This is a genomic window from Methylobacterium sp. CM6257 (assembly GCF_054611515.1).
The window spans coordinates 4,545,001-4,561,338 of sequence record NZ_CM137735.1 but is presented as its reverse complement, the minus strand read 5'-3'; the positions used below and the strand labels follow the sequence as shown (position 1 = coordinate 4,561,338).

At 69.1% G+C, this 16,338-nt stretch carries 16 protein-coding genes (1 of these 16 only partly in view); 12 read left to right on the top strand and 4 right to left on the bottom strand.

Going from position 1 to position 16,338, the window contains the following annotated elements; genetic code table 11:
• Window positions 1-13: 13 nt before the first annotated feature.
• The 3 genes from ACYCO6_RS22150 to ACYCO6_RS22140 form a co-directional block, all read right to left on the bottom strand.
• Window positions 14-1,015 (bottom strand): TRAP transporter substrate-binding protein, encoded by a 1,002-nt coding sequence (locus ACYCO6_RS22150; RefSeq protein WP_459763322.1) that lies wholly within the window; start codon window positions 1,013-1,015, stop codon window positions 14-16.
• A 122-nt stretch (window positions 1,016-1,137) separates the two neighbouring features.
• Entirely contained in the window at window positions 1,138-1,944 is an 807-nt protein-coding gene (locus ACYCO6_RS22145) for an N-acyl homoserine lactonase family protein (protein WP_459763320.1), read from the bottom strand.
• Between the two features lie 25 nt (window positions 1,945-1,969).
• The gene (locus ACYCO6_RS22140; protein ID WP_459763318.1) at window positions 1,970-2,686 is read right to left on the bottom strand and encodes a GntR family transcriptional regulator; all 717 of its coding nucleotides are present in this window, start codon (window positions 2,684-2,686) and stop codon (window positions 1,970-1,972) included.
• A gap of 243 nt (window positions 2,687-2,929) precedes the next feature.
• Here ACYCO6_RS22140 and ACYCO6_RS22135 point away from each other — a divergent pair, with 243 nt between their 5' ends.
• From ACYCO6_RS22135 to ACYCO6_RS22115, 5 genes are read left to right on the top strand one after another with little or no spacing between them, the layout of a single operon-like run.
• Window positions 2,930-4,156 carry an ABC transporter substrate-binding protein gene (locus ACYCO6_RS22135; protein WP_459763316.1) on the top strand — a complete coding sequence of 409 codons (1,227 nt, stop codon included), beginning with the start codon at window positions 2,930-2,932 and terminating at the stop codon, window positions 4,154-4,156.
• Window positions 4,153-5,022 carry a branched-chain amino acid ABC transporter permease gene (locus ACYCO6_RS22130; protein WP_459763314.1) on the top strand — a complete coding sequence of 290 codons (870 nt, stop codon included), beginning with the start codon at window positions 4,153-4,155 and terminating at the stop codon, window positions 5,020-5,022. Before ACYCO6_RS22135 ends, ACYCO6_RS22130 begins: the two co-directional genes overlap by 4 nt.
• A 17-nt stretch (window positions 5,023-5,039) precedes the next feature.
• A complete protein-coding gene (locus ACYCO6_RS22125; RefSeq protein WP_459763312.1) occupies window positions 5,040-6,038 on the top strand; it encodes a branched-chain amino acid ABC transporter permease in 999 nt (332 codons plus the stop codon).
• On the top strand, window positions 6,035-6,802 hold the full coding sequence (locus tag ACYCO6_RS22120) for an ABC transporter ATP-binding protein (RefSeq protein WP_459763310.1): 768 nt from the start codon (window positions 6,035-6,037) through the stop codon (window positions 6,800-6,802). Before ACYCO6_RS22125 ends, ACYCO6_RS22120 begins: the two co-directional genes overlap by 4 nt.
• Window positions 6,792-7,520 (top strand): ABC transporter ATP-binding protein, encoded by a 729-nt coding sequence (locus ACYCO6_RS22115; RefSeq protein WP_459763308.1) that lies wholly within the window; start codon window positions 6,792-6,794, stop codon window positions 7,518-7,520. Before ACYCO6_RS22120 ends, ACYCO6_RS22115 begins: the two co-directional genes overlap by 11 nt.
• A gap of 12 nt (window positions 7,521-7,532) precedes the next feature.
• Here ACYCO6_RS22115 and ACYCO6_RS22110 read toward each other — a convergent pair whose 3' ends face one another.
• Window positions 7,533-7,943: a carboxymuconolactone decarboxylase family protein gene (locus ACYCO6_RS22110; protein ID WP_459763306.1), complete on the bottom strand. Its 411-nt coding sequence runs from the start codon at window positions 7,941-7,943 to the stop codon at window positions 7,533-7,535.
• A 98-nt stretch (window positions 7,944-8,041) separates the two neighbouring features.
• Here ACYCO6_RS22110 and ACYCO6_RS22105 point away from each other — a divergent pair, with 98 nt between their 5' ends.
• The 7 genes from ACYCO6_RS22105 to ACYCO6_RS22075 form a co-directional block, all read left to right on the top strand.
• On the top strand, window positions 8,042-9,289 hold the full coding sequence (locus tag ACYCO6_RS22105) for an alpha/beta fold hydrolase (RefSeq protein WP_459763304.1): 1,248 nt from the start codon (window positions 8,042-8,044) through the stop codon (window positions 9,287-9,289).
• Between the two features lie 36 nt (window positions 9,290-9,325).
• Entirely contained in the window at window positions 9,326-10,252 is a 927-nt protein-coding gene (locus tag ACYCO6_RS22100) for an NAD(P)-dependent oxidoreductase (protein ID WP_459763302.1), read from the top strand.
• A 180-nt stretch (window positions 10,253-10,432) separates the two neighbouring features.
• Window positions 10,433-11,671, top strand: a complete 1,239-nt coding sequence (locus tag ACYCO6_RS22095) for an MFS transporter (protein WP_459763300.1) — start codon at window positions 10,433-10,435, stop codon at window positions 11,669-11,671.
• Between the two features lie 83 nt (window positions 11,672-11,754).
• Window positions 11,755-12,990 carry a CaiB/BaiF CoA transferase family protein gene (locus ACYCO6_RS22090; RefSeq protein ID WP_459763298.1) on the top strand — a complete coding sequence of 412 codons (1,236 nt, stop codon included), beginning with the start codon at window positions 11,755-11,757 and terminating at the stop codon, window positions 12,988-12,990.
• The gene (locus ACYCO6_RS22085) at window positions 12,987-13,907 is read left to right on the top strand and encodes an HpcH/HpaI aldolase/citrate lyase family protein (protein ID WP_459763296.1); all 921 of its coding nucleotides are present in this window, start codon (window positions 12,987-12,989) and stop codon (window positions 13,905-13,907) included. Before ACYCO6_RS22090 ends, ACYCO6_RS22085 begins: the two co-directional genes overlap by 4 nt.
• Window positions 13,908-14,524: 617 nt before the next feature.
• Complete coding sequence (locus tag ACYCO6_RS22080) at window positions 14,525-15,532, top strand: transporter (RefSeq protein ID WP_459763294.1); 1,008 nt, start codon at window positions 14,525-14,527, stop codon at window positions 15,530-15,532.
• A 161-nt stretch (window positions 15,533-15,693) separates the two neighbouring features.
• Window positions 15,694-16,338 carry the 5' portion of a phosphatidylserine decarboxylase gene (locus tag ACYCO6_RS22075; RefSeq protein ID WP_459763292.1) on the top strand. It continues 318 nt past the right edge of the window, so only the first 645 of its 963 coding nucleotides appear in the window; it begins with the start codon at window positions 15,694-15,696; its stop codon lies beyond the right edge, outside the window.

The window sequence follows — 16,338 nt, the reverse complement described above, 5'->3', positions numbered from 1 at the left end:
GGCGGCGGCGGGATCAGTTGTTCGGCGCAGCCTCGGCCTCCTTGTTGAGCGCAGTGATCAGGTCCTTGCCGACGCGGGACGCCATCTCGCGCTGCACCGGCGCCAGGGCCTTGCGCCACGCCGCGTTCTCGGCATCGGTCGGCGTGTAGACCTCGGTCTTGCCGGTGGCGCGGATCTCGGCGAGCGCCTTCTCGTTCTGCTGGTCGGCGATCGCATGCTCGTAGGCGGTCGCGTCCTTCATCGCGCCTTCGAGCGTCGTGCGGATGTCGGCGGGCAATCCGTCCCAGAAGCCTTTGTTCACGATGACCGCGTAGCCGACATAGCCGTGATAGGTCAGCGTGGCGTGCTTCTGCACCTCGTTGATTTTCTGGGTGGTGATGTTCGACGGCGGGTTTTCCTGGCCGTCGACCACGCCGGTCTGAAGCGCCTGGTACAGTTCGGAGAAGGCTAGCACCTGCGGCAGCGCACCGAGCTGCTTGAATTGAGCCTCCAGCACCTTCGAGGATTGGATCCGGAACTTCAGACCCTTCACGTCCTCGGGGCCATGCATCGGTTTGTTCGAGGTGAGGATCTTGAAGCCATTGTCCCAGTAGCCGAGGCCCTTGATGCCCTTGGATTCGAGCTTCTTGAACAGGCCTTGCCCGATCGGCCCGTCCTGGACGCGCCGCAGCACCTGCTCGTTGGGGAAGATGTAGGGAAGATCGAAGGCCTCATATTCCTTCACGCCGAGAGGCCCGAACTTGCTCGTCGACGGCGCCAGCATCTGCACGGCGCCGAGCTGGAGCATCTCCACCTCTTCCTTATCCTTGTAGAGCGTGCTGTTCGGATAGATCTCGACCTTGACCGCCCCCTTTGTGCGCTCCTCGGCGAGCTGCTTGAACCGCTCGGCGCCCTGACCCTTGGGCGTGTCGGTGGTGACGACATGGCTGAACTTGATGACGATCGGCGCCTGCGCCGCAGCCGGCGAGGCAAGGGCCAGCGCACAGGCAAGGGTACCGAGAATCTGAGCCTTCATCGCGTCCTCCCAACTGATTCCGCATCTTTGCGCGGTTTGAATTTTGAATAGACTTGCAGGTGGCCGCCGAGCCGGCAAGCACCAAAATGTGACGCCGTTGACGGATCAGGCCGACTCTCCCATTACGGCGCCGACGGCGGCTGGTGGAGCGCGACAGCCTCGACGCCGACCTCGGAAACGCGCGGAAAGCGCGTCATCACAAGCGGATCGTGGCCCGGCACGATGTGGGCTTCACTGTCGGCGAGCCGACGCAGCCGCTCCCAACTCTCGAAAGTGGCGGCGATGTCGGTGACGATGGGATAGGGATTCCCGGTCCCGATATTAGCGTAGTAGTGGGTGGCATCGGAGGCCAGGACGACAGCGCCGCGGGCCGTCGCGACCCGCACGCATTGCAGCCCCCGCGAATGGCCCGGGACAAGATGGACCGACACGCCGGGAAACAAAGTTGCGTCGCCATCCGCGAAGCGGACGCGACCCGCATAGACCCTGCGTACCATCGCGACCACGTCCTCGACCGAGAAGGCACCGCGCAGCCGGTCGTGGCACATGCAGCGTCCCGTGGCGAAGGCCATCTCGGCGTCCTGAAGATGGAACGTTGCCGCCGGGAAGGCCGCGAGGTTGCCGGCGTGGTCGTAATGCAGGTGGGTGATGATCACGTCGCTCACCGCCTCCGGCGCGACGCCCATGGCGCGCACAGCATCGGCCGGATGCTGCAGGAGGATGCGCCCGCGGGCGCGGGCGGCCGGCGCGTCGAATCCCGTGTCGACCAGGATCGTCCGATCGCGGGCCCGCAGCAGCCAGACGAAATAGTCCATCGGCATGGGCCGGTCGTGCGGATCCTCGGTGGGGCCCGGCGGATAAACGAAGTTCTCCCGCGCGGACCGGTCGTGGGTGGCATAGCGGAGCGCGAACACCTCATAGATTGCCATGTTGGGCTCGGGCTTCCTGAATTCGTCAGCGCGGGGAGGGGGGGCGAGACCCTGGGCGGGATTGCGGGTCGTCCTGTGCCGATAGGACCGCGATGGCGACCGCCGAGGCACGCTCGATATGCGTGTGGCAGGCCGCTTCCGCGGCAGCCGGGTCGCCCGCCATGATCGCGTCGCGGATGGCGCGAATCTCGGCCACGCTCTCCCGCAGCCGTCCGGGCTGGGCCATCGAGGTCAGCCGCAGCAGCGTGATCCGGTTGTGCAGGGTCGTCAGCATCTGCGTGACGACGGCGTTGCCGCATCCCCGCATCAGGGTCGCGTAAAAGGCGGTCTTCGCCTCGATCAAGGCGCGACGGTCCTCGCCCGCCGCCGCCTCGGCGAAGCGCGACACGTCGCGTTCGAGCGCAACGATCTCTGCCTCGGGCCTACGCTTGGCGAACTCGCGGCCGGCATAGCCCTCGAGCAGGCCGCGCACGGCGTAGAGCTCGCGCGCCTCCTGCGGGCTGACGACGCTCACGGTCGGCCCCCGATGCGGCACGACCGTGATGAGGCCTTCCGCTTCGAGCTGCCGGATCGCCTCGCGGATGGACGTGCGCCCAACGCCCGTCAGCTCGCACAGCTCGCGCTCGATCAGGCGCTGGCCGGGCCTGAACAAGCCGCTCGCGATGGCGGCGCGCAGCTTCTCTTCGACGAGAAGCCGCAGCGTGGCCGGGTGTCGGGCAACGAGAAGATCGGAATCCTGCATGACATCAGCTCTCCGGGCCGGCGCCCGTCTGTCAATCCGCGATGGCAGAGCTCCGCCAAATCCTCCCGTTAGGGCCGGTTCGCCGCCCCAAAGTCAGCCGATCACATTTCGACCCGGAAATCTACTGTCATCAGACAATCTGTTTATCTGAATGTCGATTGACGTCCCAGCGGGCGGCTGACAGTTTGCCCTAACGAATGACGGACCCCGCTTCGCGAGGGGCCGCGCTGGAGGTCGAGATCCATGGCCGACACGCCAACCGCCGTCCTGGAATGCGGACTTGATCGCCGCCGCGCGGTCGGTCTGATCGGAGCGGCCATCGCCGCTCCCGCCCTGCTCGGCCGCGCTTACGCGGCGCCGGCGGTCACTGTCGGGGTCGTCCTGCCACTTTCGGGCGCGAACGCGCAGTTCGGGATCAACTCGCGCAACGGCATCACGCTGGTGGCCGACCAGATCAACGCGGCCGGCGGCATCAAAGCCCTGGGCGGTGCCCGGATCGAGCTGATCATCGCCGACGCCACATCGACCCCGACCCAGGCCGCCAGCGTAGCCCAGCGGATGATTACCCAGAACCGCGTCGTTGCGATCCTGGGGGCGTTCGCGTCCTCCCTCACGCTCGCGATCTCGGAGGTGACGGAGCGGCGGGATCTCCCACTGCTGACGATGTCGTTCTCGGATCAGATCACCGAGCGCGGCTTCAAGAACGTGTTCCAAGTCGTCGCGAAGGCCTCGGTCCTGGGCGCGGCCCAGTTCGACGGGACGCTTGCCATCGCCAAGACCGCGGGGAGCGCCCTGTCGCAGGTCGCCATCCTGTACGAGGACACGGCCTACGGCACCTCGCAGGCGACCGGCCTGCGCCAGGCGGCCAAGAAGGCCGGCGTGCAGGTCGTGATGGACGAGGCCTACCCGCTCGGCATCACCGACGTGACCCCGCTCATCAACAAGCTCCGCGCCTCCGGCGCCCAGGCGGTGTTCCCGGTCTCCTATCTCAACGACAGCCTGCAGATCATCCGCGTGATGCGCCAGCAGGGCCTGACCATGCCGGCGATCGGCGGCGCGGCCGGCTACGTGATCCCGGATTTCGAGAAGGGGCTCGGCGCCTACGCGGAGGGCATTCTCTCGATCAGCCCGTCGAATTACGATCAGGATCCCGGCCTCACCGAGGCGTTCCGCAAGCGCTTCGGCTACTTCATGGTGCACGAGGCGCTGGAGCACGCCGTGTGCCTCGACGTCCTGGCCCAGGCGCTGGAGAAGGCCGGCAAGGCCGATCCCGCGGCGGTGCGCGAGGCGCTGCACGGCACCCGGTTCGACGGGGGATGGACGAAGGCGATGACCGGCGGCGCGGTTCAGTTCGACGCGGCCGGGCTCAACGCGCTCGCAGAGCCGCTGATGGTGCAGTGGCGCGGCAAGGAACTCGTCACGGTCTGGCCGGAGCGCTTCGCCAAGGCTGAGCCGACCTGGAAGGCGTGAGCGCGGTGGCCTTCCTCCAAGCGATCCTCGACGGATTGCTGATCGGCGGCGTCTACGCGGTGATCTCGATCGGCCTGACCCTGGTCTTCGGGGTCATGGGCATCGTCAACTTCGCGCAGGCCGAGTTCCTGATGCTCGGCATGTTCATCGCCTGGTTCGCCTGGGCCAAGCTCGGCCTCGATCCGCTGATCGGCGCGTTCCTCGCCTTCGGGCTCGTCTTCCTCCTCGGTCTCGCGGTCCAGCACTGGCTGGTCCGGCGCGTGATGCGGGCGCCGGAGGTGGCGCAGATCTTCCTGACGGTCGGCCTGCTCATCGCCCTGGAGAACGCCGCGCTTCTGGCCTTCGGCTCGGATTTCCGCTCAGTGACCACCCCCTACCAGACCGCCGCGCTGCGCCTCGGTCCGTTCTTCGTGAGCGTGCCCTATCTCGCCGCCTTCGCGATGTCGGCGGCGAGCGGGCTCGGGCTCTGGTGGTTCCTGCGGGCGAGCTGGTTCGGACGCGCCATGCGGGCGACCGCCCAGGACCCGATGGCCGCCCGCCTCGCGGGCATCGACGTCGACCGCATGCGCTGTCTGGCCTTCGGCCTCGGCGTCGGCCTGTCCGCCTTCGGCGGCGCGGTGATCCTGCCCTACCTGACCGTCTACCCCACCGTCGGCAGCCAGTTCGTAGTGCTGATGTTCACGGTGGTGGTGCTGGGCGGCCTAGGGAGCGTGGCCGGCGCCGTCGTAGGCGGCGTCGCGGTCGGGGTCATCCAGTCGCTGTCGGGCCTCGTCTTCCCGATTCAGCTGCAGAACCTCGTGCTCTTCGTCGTCTTCATCGCTGTCCTGGCGTTCAGGCCCGAAGGTCTTCTGGGGAACGCGCGGTGAGAGCGGACGCGCCATCCGTGCCGGCCATTGGCGACGGCCTCCGCCCCGCCCTCGGCCCCCTGCTGCTGCCGGCCGCCGCGCTGGCGCTGGCCCTGCTTCTTCCGCTCGGCCTCGACGCTGAAGGCTACGCGGTCCGCGTCGTCGCCCTCGTCTACCTGTTCGGCGCGATGAGCCAGAGCTGGAACATTGTCGGCGGGCTGGCCAACCAGATCTCCCTCGGCCACGCGGCCTTCTTCGGCATCGGCGCCTACACGTCGACGTTGCTCCTGATCCACGCCGGCCTGTCGCCGTGGCTCGGGATGCTCGCCGGAGGAGCCCTCGGCGGGCTCGCGGCGGGCCTGATCAGCGTGCCGACCATGCGCCTGCGCGGCCACTACTTCGCGCTCGCGACATTGGCCTTCGGCGAGGTCATGCGCGTCGTGGCCAATGCGTGGTCGGGCCTGACCGGCGGACCGGTCGGCATCTCCGTGCCCTACGCGCCGCCGAGCCTCGCGATGCTGAGCTTCAAGACCACGCTGCCGTTCTACTATCTCAACCTCGCCGCCCTCACCGCGGTCACGGCGATCTTCATCGGGATCCGCCGCTCGGCCTTCGGCTACCGGCTCCGGGCGGTGCGCGAGAACGCCCAGGCCGCCGAGGTCGTCGGAGTCGACACGGCGCGGGTCAAGATCCAGGCCGCGATGGTGTCGGGTGCCCTGACGGCGATGCTCGGCACGCTCTACGCGCAGCTCAACTTCTTCTTCGATCCGGACGCGGTCTTCGGCGCCGCCCCGATCTCGATCCGCATCGCGCTGATCGCGATCGTCGGCGGAATCGGCACGGCTTCCGGTCCGATCCTCGGCGCCGTGCTCATCGTGGCGCTCGAGGAGGCCGCCAACGCGCTGCTGTCGGGGCAGGTCGCGGGCCTGTCGAACCTCGTCTACGGCCTGATCCTGATCGCCGTCATCCTGATCCAGCCGCACGGCCTGGTAGCCCTGCGCGGGATCGCCCGGCGGACCGGACGGGTACCGCGATGAGCGCGCCGCAAACGGAGGAATCGCACGCCGTCGCCGGGGACGGCGCGCCTCTCCTGGAGATCCGTGGCGTGGGCAAGCGCTTCGGCGGCCTCCAGGCGCTTCAAGACGTCAGCTTCACGGTGGGGCAGGGGGAAATCCTCGGCCTGATCGGGCCGAACGGCGCGGGCAAGACCACGCTGTTCTCGACCCTCGTCGGCCTGCACCGCGCCGACGCCGGCTCGATCCGTCTGCGCGGACGCGACCTTGTCGGGCTGAAGCCCCACCGGATCGCCCGCTTAGGCCTCACCAAGACGTTCCAGAACGTCGCGCTGTTCATGGATACCGACGTCCTCGACAACGTGGTCATCGGCGGGCTGCTGCACCGGCCGCTGCGCGCAGCCCGCGCCCAGGCCCTCGACTGCCTCGCCCGGGTCGGTCTTGCTGACATCGCGACCAAGCGGGCCGGCGACCTGTCCTTTCCGGAGCGGGCCCGCGTCGAGGTCGCGCGGGCACTCGCCACCGAGCCGACCCTGCTGCTCCTCGATGAGGTGATGGCGGCGCTCAACGCCGTTGAAATGGCCGAGATGATGGAGCTGATCCGGAGCTTGCGGGCGGATGGTCTGACCGTGATCGTGGTCGAACACCACATGAAGGCGATCATGGCCCTGTGCGACCGCATCGTCGCGCTCAGCTTCGGCCGCCTTCTCGCGGCGGGCACGCCCGCCGAGATCGTCCGGCATCCGGACGTCGTCACCGCCTATCTGGGGCGCCCCTATGCCGGCTGAGCCGCCCGACGGGCTCCTGGAGGTCCGTGACCTCCACGCCGGCTACGGCGAGGCCGACGTGCTGCACGGCGTCTCGCTCCGCGTCGACCGCGGCGAGTTCGTCTGCGTGATCGGCGCAAACACGGCGGGGAAGAGCACGCTGCTGCGCGCGATCTCGCGCCTCGTCCCCCGGACGCGCGGGACCATCACCTACCGCGGCGCGGATCTGATGACGCGGCCCGCCCATGCGGTGCCGGGTCTCGGTATCGCCCACGTGCCGGAGGGCCGTCACGTCTTCGGCGACATGAGCGTCGAGGAAAACCTCTGGCTCGGGGCGTTCAGCCGGCGAAAGGAGGCGGGCCTGCGCGCACGGGCGGAGGCAGTCTACGCGCTATTCCCGCGCCTCGCCGAGCGGCGCACGCAGCGCGCCGGCTCCATGTCGGGGGGCGAGCAGCAGATGGTGGCCCTCGGCCGCGCAATGATGCTGGATCCCGTCCTGCTGATCCTGGACGAGCCGAGCCACGGCCTCGCGCCGATCGTGGTCGAGGAACTCCACCGGGCGCTGACCGGCATCCACCGAGGCGGGACGGCGATCCTGCTCGTGGAGCAGAACACCGCCCTGGCGCTGGAGGTCGCGGGCCGGGGCTATGTGCTGGAGGCCGGTCGCGTCGTGCTCGATGGGACGGCAGAGGCCCTGCGCGGCGATCCGCAGGTGCGGACCGCTTATCTGGGGATCTGAGTGCGGCGCGCCCTAGCGCGCGGGGCCGACGGGCTCACCGCTCACGGCACCTTCGGCCTTGAGCACCTCGTGAGCAGCCTTGAACGCATCGAGGCCCGCAGGGATGCCGCAATAGACGGTGGCGTGGAGGAGAACCTCCTTGATCTCCTCGACGCTCACGCCGTTGGCGAGGGCGCCCTTCACGTGGAGCTTGAGTTCCGCGGGTTTCCCGAGGGCCGTGAGCATGGCGAGGTTGATGATGCTGCGCGTTTTCCGATCCAGCCCCTCGCGCGTCCACGCGTAGCCCCAGCACCACTCGGTGGTGATGCGTTGGAAGGCCATCATGAAGTCGTCGGCTTTGGCCAGGCCACCGTCGACATAGGCCTCGCCGAGCACGGCGCGCCGGACCGCCAAACCTTTCTCGAACTGCTCACTCTCCGCCATCACGACCTCCTGTCATCCGTCGCGGCGATCCTGGGAGCGCGCCTCTTGTCTGTCAATCAGACAATGTGCTTTGCTGAGCGCCTGACCGAGGAGCTGCAATGGGCGAGGGTTTCCGCTCCACGATGCAGGCGCGCCTGCCGCGAGCGCTGGACGACGCCGAGCTCCGCGCGGCTTCCCGCGGCCTCGACGCACGGGTACGCCTGATCTGCGGGGATGAAGCCGTCGATCTGCTGTTCGCGCAGGACGAATCGTGCCGGTGGGTGCTGGCCGATGCCTCCACCGCCGACGTCTCGGTCGCCGCTTCCCCGTCGGTGTGGACGCGGGTCCTCGCAGCAGTGCCTCCGCCACGGCATCAGTCGTTCACCGCCCTGCAGCTCGCCAATCCCGAGGCGGAAGTGTCGGGGGATCCGCTCTCGGTGGCACAGGCGCGTCCGGCCCTGGAGCGCCTGTTCGAAGTCCTGAGGCCGCCGGTCGTGCCGGAGGCAGCCGATCCGGTCCTTCGCGATCCCGGCCAGATCGTGGGTCGCTACGCTCGCCTTCGACTGGCGGGCGACACGGCGGGCGAGGTCTTCTTCGAAGCGGCGGGCGACGGGCCGCCTGTCGTGTTCCTCCACACCGCCGGCGCGGACGCGCGGCAATTCGGGGCGATCCTGTCCGACGTCGCCCTGGCGCAAAGCTGGCGGCTCCTCGCCTTCGATTGTCCGTTCCACGGCCGCTCGCTGCCGCCGCTCGATTGGGATGGGGGCGCCTACAGCCTCGATGGCCGCCGCTACGCGGACTGGGTCTCTTCCTTCCTCGAGACGGTCGTCGGCGAGCCCGCGATCCTCGTGGGCTGCTCGATGGGCGCCGCGATGGCGCTGACCGTCGCGGCCGAACGCCCGGACTTGCTGCGGGGCGTGATCGCCCTCGAGGCTCCGCTGCGTTCGCCCGGACGGAGCAACCCGTTTCTCGCCCACGCTGCGGTTTCGGGCGGCCTGCACAACAGCGCCTATGTCCGCGGGCTGATGAGCCCGACGAGCCCGGAGGGCTGGCGCCGACGCGCCGCCTGGATCTACGCCCAGGGCGGCCCGGGCATCTACGCGGGCGATCTCGCCTTCTACAGCGACGAGTTCGACGGCACGCAGGTCGCGCCGCGGATCGACGCGCGCCGCCTGCCGGTGCGCCTGCTGACGGGCACCTACGATTACTCGGCGACTGTGGCCGACGGCGCGGCTCTGGCGGCCCTGATGCCCGGCAGCGTCTTCGAGGAGATGCCGGGGCTCGGGCATTTCTCCATGAGCGAGAACCCGGACCTGTTCCGGCCGCACCTCGTCCGAGCCCTCGAGGCGATGCGCCCGGCGGCGTGACCGCCCGGCCGAATGCCAAGTCCAGGAGGAACGCCCGTGTCAGACCAAGCCTCGTCCCCGATCGCGCCCCCCGCGACCCTGGCCTTGATCGGCCTCGGCAAGATGGGGCTGCCGATGGCGGCCCGGCTGATCGGCGCCGGATACACGCTGCGCGGCTTCGATCCCGCCCCGGAGGCCGGCGCGCGGTTCGCGGAACTGGGCGGGGTGACCTGCGGGTCGGCCGCGGACGCGGCGACGGGCGCCGCCGCGGTGATCACGATGCTGCCGGATGGGACCATCGTCCGCCGGGTCATGCTCGACGGGCCCGACCCGGTGCGGGCGGCGATGGCACCGGGTTCGATCCTGATCGAGATGAGCTCGTCCGCACCGCTCGCGACGCGGGACCTAGGGGCGCATCTCGCGGCGACGGGGATCGCCGTCGTCGACGCGCCGGTCTCCGGGGGCGTCAAGAAGGCCGTCGCGGGCACCCTCGCGATCATGGTCGGCGGCGATCCGGACGTGATCGGGCGCGTGGAGGGCATCCTGGAGGCGATGGGATCCTCGGTCTTCAGGACCGGGGGTCTCGGTTCGGCGCACGCCATGAAGGCGCTCAACAACTACGTCTCGGCGGCCGGGCTGATCGCCGCCTGCGAGGCGGTGCAGATCGGCGCCACCTTCGGTCTCGATCCCGCGATGATGACCGACATCCTCAACGTCTCGACCGGGCGCAACAACACCACGGAGAACAAGCTCAAGCCGTTCATCCTGAGCGAGCGGTACGATTCCGGCTTCGGCCTCGCGCTCATGACGAAGGATATCGGCATCGCGACCGAACTGGCCGACGATCTCGGGCGACCCGCTCCCTTCGCGCATGCCGTCGTGGACTTGGCCCGGCGCGCCCTGGCGCAGCTCGGCCCTCAGGCTGACCACACCGAGGTCGATCGCTATCTCAAGCAGCTCGCCGCAGCCGCCCACGACGCGTGAGCTGGAGCCGGCCGCCGAGGACCCGCATGTTCGCCGCTGAACGCCCCCAACGCATCGGAGGCGCGCCGTTGATGCTAAGACGGCCCCGTGGCCGGACCGATCCACCGAAGCGGTTCTCGCGAGGACCGGGTCTTTGCCGCTGGCAGCCCCAAACCTGGAACAGGCGGAGATCCCCTCATCGTGTCCGGCGCCCCATCCGTGCGCAGAGCCGAGCCTTCCGAGAAGCCGCCGCACCCGACCCTCGCCGGCAACACGGCCCTCGGCGTGACCCAGATCATCCTGTGGGGTGGCACATTCTTCCTCGTCGCGGTCGTCTCCGGCCCGATCGTCGCGTCCACCGGTTGGCCGCAGGCGATGGTGGTGGGCGCGCTCTCGCTCGCCATCTTCGTGTCCGGGCTGCCGGCGCCTTTCGTGGGCCGCATGATCCGGCGTCACGGCGGGCGGCCGGTGCTGGTGGTCGGCTCCGTGATCGTCGCGGCGGGCCTGGCGCTGATGGCGGTCGCCCCGACCCTGTCGGTCTTCCTGCTCGCCTGGGTGATCGCCGGCCTCGGCATGTCGGCGAGCCTCTACGATCCCCTGTTCGCGGCGATCGGCCAAGCCTACGGGACGGCCGCGCGCGGGGCCATGACGCAGATCGCGATCTCCTCGGGCTTCGCCGTCTCGCTCTGCTGGCCGGCGACGAGCTTCCTGGTCGATCAGGTCGGATGGCGCGGGGCCTGCTTCACCTACGCGGTGCTGTGTGCGCTGGTGGTGGCGCCGCTCTACGCCTGGGCGCTCCCGTCCCTGCGCCGGACCCCGGACGAGCGCTCGGAGCCGGCCCGGCCGTACGAGCGCGCCGGGTCACAGGAGGCGGCCCGACTCCCGGCCGAGCGCCTCCTCGCCGTGACGTTCACGATGGCGGCGATGATCATGACGGCTGTCTCGGTCCAGCTGCTTCAGCTGCTCCAGACGATGGGCATCGCCAGCACGACCGCGGTGGCTTTGACGGGCCTGATCGGCCCGGCCCAGGTGGGCGTGCGCGTCGTCGAGCTCGCCTTCGGGCGTCGCGCCCATCCCGCTTGGTCCCTGCTCCTGTCGGGCGCCAGCGTCGGGCTCGGCCTGCTGCTGCTGGCGACGCTCCCGTCGCTGGCGTGGCTCGCCATGCTGCTCTACGGGGCCGGGAACGGCATGCGCACCGTGGTGCGGGGCACGCTGCCGCTGGCGCTCTACGGACAGCGCGAATATGCGGCGGTGATGGGCCGCCTCGCGCGGCTCCCGCTGCTCGGGCAGGCGATCACGCCCGTCGCCTGCGGCTACATCGCCGAACGGCTCGGGCTCGTGCCGCTCCTGTACGCGATGCTCGTCGTCGCAACGATCAATCTCGGTCTGTCCATCGTCGTCTTCGGCTATGCCTTGCGCCGTGCCGACGGAGTGGCTTGATCCACGGCGGCCGCGGCGCGCGGGACGCGTCCGCGCCTTCCCGCCGAGCCACACAACCCTGCCGATCACCCCGGAGGCTCGCCATGTCGTCTCGAACCGATCCGCCGGCGGCCGCGCCGCGCGCCTACGATTCCGCCGCCGCGCCGCCCCTGCGCGACCTCACGGTGATCGATCTCTCCCGGCTGGTCGCGGGCAACATGCTGAGCCTGATGCTCGCCGATTTCGGCGCCGAGGTCGTGAAGGTCGAGCAGCGCAAGCGCGGTGACACGCTCCGCGACTGGAAGGACGGCGGTCAGCCGCTCTACTGGAAGGTCTACGCGCGCAACAAGAAAAGCATCACGCTCGACTACAAGGTTCCGGCCGGCAGGGCAGTGCTGACCCGGCTCGCGGCGGAGGCCGACGTCCTGATCGAGAGCTTCCGTCCCGGCGTGATGGAGCGTCTCGGCCTCGGGCCGGACGAACTCCTGGCCGTCAATCCGCGCCTCGTCTACGTGCGCGTCTCGGGCTGGGGGCAGACCGGCCCCTACCGGCACCGGCCGGGCTTCGGCAGCCTGGTCGAGGCGATGTCGGGCTTCGCTGCCAAGACGGGCTTTGCCGACAAGCCGCCGATCATGCCCAACATGGCGCTCGCCGACATGGTGGCGGGCCTGCAGGGCGCCTACGCCGTGATGGTCGCGCTGCGGGTCGCGGCGGACACGGGCAAGGGCCAGGTCGTGGATGTCTCGCTACTCGAGCCGCTTTTCGCGACGCTTGGTCCGGACGTGGCCATCGCCCGCGTGACAGGCCGCGCGCCGTCACGCATCGGCAATCGCACCTCGATCTCGGCGCCGCGCAACATCTATCCGACGAAGGACGGGGCCTGGGTGGCGCTCTCGGCCTCGACGCAGGGCATGTGCGAGCGGCTGTTTCGCGCGATCGGTCGCGCCGACATGATCGACGATCCGCGCTTCCGCACCAACTCCGACCGCCTGGATCACGCCGAGGAGATCGACCGGGTGGTCGGGGGGGTGATCGCCACGATGGACCTGGGCGAGGCGCTCGGCTTCTTCGAGAAGGCCGAGGTGACCGTAGGCCCGGTCTACGACGCTGCGCAGATCGTCCACGATCCCCACGTCGTCGGGCGAGAGGTCGTCGTCGAAATGGAGGATCGCGACGTCGGCGTGTTGCCGATGCACGGCATCTCGCCGCGCCTGTCGCTGACACCGGGCGCGATCCGCACCCCAGCACCGGACCTGAGCCAGCACACCGACGAGATCCTGGCGCGCCTCGGCTACGATGCAGAGGCCCGGCGTCGGCTGGCTGAGGAGGATGTGACGTGAACTGGACCGAAGTCGGAACCTTTCTGTTCATCCCGGCCGATGCCGAGCGGATGGTGGCGGGCGCCCACAAGCGCGGCGCCGGCGCGATCATTCTCGATCTCGAGGACGCCATCGCGCCGTCCAACAAGGACGCGGCGCGGGACAAGCTTGCGGGCTCGGTCGCGGTCCTCGCCGCACACGACCTCACCGTCGTGGTGCGGGTGAACAACGAGCCCGATCGCCTCGTGGACGACATCCGCGCGGCGGCGATCGCCGGCGTCGGCGCCATCATTCTTCCCAAGGTCGAGAGCGCGAGCTTCTGCCAGTTCGCGGACGGAGCGCTCGCGGCCGCGGAGCGTGGGGCCGGCCTGCCGGAGCGCAGCATCGGAATCATCCCGGTCATTGAGCATCCGGCAGCGATGCGCGCGCTCGACGAGATCGCCGCCGCGACGCCGCGCGTGGTCGCCCTGGGCTTCGGCTCCGAGGATTACGCCTCGGCCATCGGCACCCGGGCGACATTCGAGTCCATGGCCATGCCCGCCCAGGCCGTGGCGATCGCGGCACGGGGGCGCGGGCTCGCCGCCTTCGGCATTCCCGGGTCGGTGGGGATCATCGACGACGAGGCCGCCTTCAAGGCTCTGGTGTGCGCTGCGAGCGCCTTCGGCTACACCGGCATTCTGTGCATCCACCCGCGCCAGGTTGCCATGGCGGACGAGGCACTGGCACCATTGGCCGAGGACGTGGCGCGAGCGCGGCGGATTGTGGAAGCCTTCGAGCGTTCGCTCGCGAGCGGCAGCGGCGCGGTCGCCGTCGATGGCCGGATGATCGATATCCCGGTGGCACTGCAGGCCAAGCGGGTTCTGGCGCTAGCGGATCTTCACCGCTCGCCGCATCGTCGAGCAGCTGGAGGGGGAGCTGGCAACAGTGACTCGCCGTGAGAAGACCGCCACCCGGTTCAACGGGGAGCTCTGCCTCGGTCTTCCTGCGATCACTTCGGATGACCCAAAACCTCAGGGGTGGCCGGCGCCAGCACGTCGAGCGAATACATTGATCGTCGTTGAGGCGTTGCATCCGGCCCCGGCGGATCGCCATGAGGCCTCGAAAGGTTGATGTCGAAACATCGCAGCGAACGCTGTCTTCCCGCCCGCTTCGGCCGTCGCGATCTCTCGGAAGATCTTGCCTGCCGGAAGTCTGGTCGGCCCCGAATGATCGAACTCAGCCGGAAGTGTGCCTCAAGGGGCCATCACGCCGTCAGGGTGTCGTGGCCCGTCAGGCGGATCTGCGCCCGGTCCGTGGGCGAGTAGGCCGGTTATGGGTTCATGACAGTGACCTATCCATGACGATCAGCTGAGCCTCGTTCTGCAAGTCGCGCGTCGAAAGGCGCTGCCACAACAGCAACGGAAGCCTGGCCGCAGGCGTTGAGAGAGCCCGATCGCTTGGAAGCGCTCGATGGTCCGGGTCGCTCTCCTTCTCACCGGCAACGTCGTCATCGCCAGTGCCTTCTCCCTGACAGCCTTGCTGCCGGACTGGGCGCCAATCCGACCTGAGCCAAACCATGACCGCCGCCTTTTCGGACCGCCCCCTTCCAGGCCTGCTTTGGGCCATGACCTTCGACGAAAAGGGATGCGGCCGCCAACTCGCGCGCGACGAGTCGCTTCCTGAGTTCGGCGCATTCGGCAGCGGCTTCATCTGGCTGCACTTCGACCTCAAGGTCGCCGACCTCGGCGCCCTGGCGGAGGCCGGACATATCGGCCCCCCCGCACTCGTCGAGGCGATCTTCCGGCCCGACGAGCATCAGCGCGTCACCGTCGAGGGCGAGCATGTCGGCGGCGTGGTAGCCGACCTCGCCCGCCCCGGGGCCAAGCCCGATGTCGCGGGCCGGCTGCATTTCGTCATGGGACCCCGCACGCTGGTGAGCGGACGCCGAGGGCCAGTCGAGAGCCCGGACGCGACCCGCACGACCGCCGAGAAGGGCCGTTCGATTCCCTCTCCGGTGCTGCTGCTGGAGACGATGGTCGGCTACGTGGTCGCGTCCATGGCCGCGACCGGGCAGCGCCTCGCGGACGAACTCGATGGCATCGAGGATCACGTCATCGACGGGCGCGTACGTGACGAGCGCCGTCGCCTCGGGCCGATCCGGAGAGCGGCGGTGCGGCTCCACCGGCAATTGCTTGGCCTCGCGGCGGTATTCCACCGGCTGGAGGACGACGACGCCCGCCACCTGCAAGGACCGACCGTCGCCCTTGCCGCGCGTCTGGCCCAGCGGCTCGACGGTCTCGATCGGGACGTGAACGCCTTGGCGGAACGGGCCCGGCTCCTGCAGGACGAGGTGGCCGCGCGTGTGGCGGAGGAGAGCAGCCGCCAGCTCTACGTGCTCTCGATCCTCTCCGCGCTGTTCCTGCCGCCAACCTTTCTCACCGGGCTTTTCGGGATGAACGTGAAAGGGCTCCCCTTCGCCGACAACCCGCACGGCTTCATCGTCGTGATCGGCCTGTCAATGACCTCGGCGGCGATGACCTATGGCATCATCTGGGCTCTTGGCATCCGGCCACCACGCGGCTGATCGCGGTGAGCGCGCGCCGAACGCCTGGCATCTCGGCCTCGAGCGTCAGCGGAACGCTCGCACGGGCGGGCCTGCCAGCCCGTGGCGGGGCTCGGGGCGAAGGAGAGATGATGGCTGCCGATCCGAAGCCCGTGAAGGTGTCGGACCGGGACAGGGGCCAGATGGTCGAGGAGTTCATGCCCGACCACCCCACAACCTACGAGACACGGCCGGAGCGCTCGCTCGTACAATGGCTACAATCCACTCCGGCCTATGACTGGTTCTACGCGCTCTACCAGGACGCACCCTGGACGTGGCTGCAGATCGAGCCGTTCGTGCGCGAGTACCACGTCGACCTGAGCGAATTTATGCCGCGCAAGTACCGCTCTTACGCCGACTTCTTCGTGCGCGCGTTCAAGCCGGGCATCCGGCACTTTCCCGACGACCCGGCGCAGATGGGAGCGCCCGCGGAGGCCCGCGACTTCGGTTGGGAGCGGTTCGGTCCCGAGCAGCGCTTCCTGGTAAACGGGCAGTCCCTCGCGGCCGCCGACATCCTCGGCAACGCCGAGCGCGCCGCACCCTTCCTGGGCGGACCCGTCCTGTTGATGCGGCTCTCGCCCGTAGACTACGACCATGTCCACTACCCGGACGACAGGCGCACCGTGGATCACCAGCAGCTTGGGCGAGGCATCTGGACGGTGACGCGGCCGGCTGTCCAGAACAAGCCGGACATCTACATCCGCAACGCGCGTCAGGTGAACATCTTGGAGACTGAACATTCTGGACGGCTCGACTTCGTCGAGTTTGGCGCGCTCACGGTCGGGCGC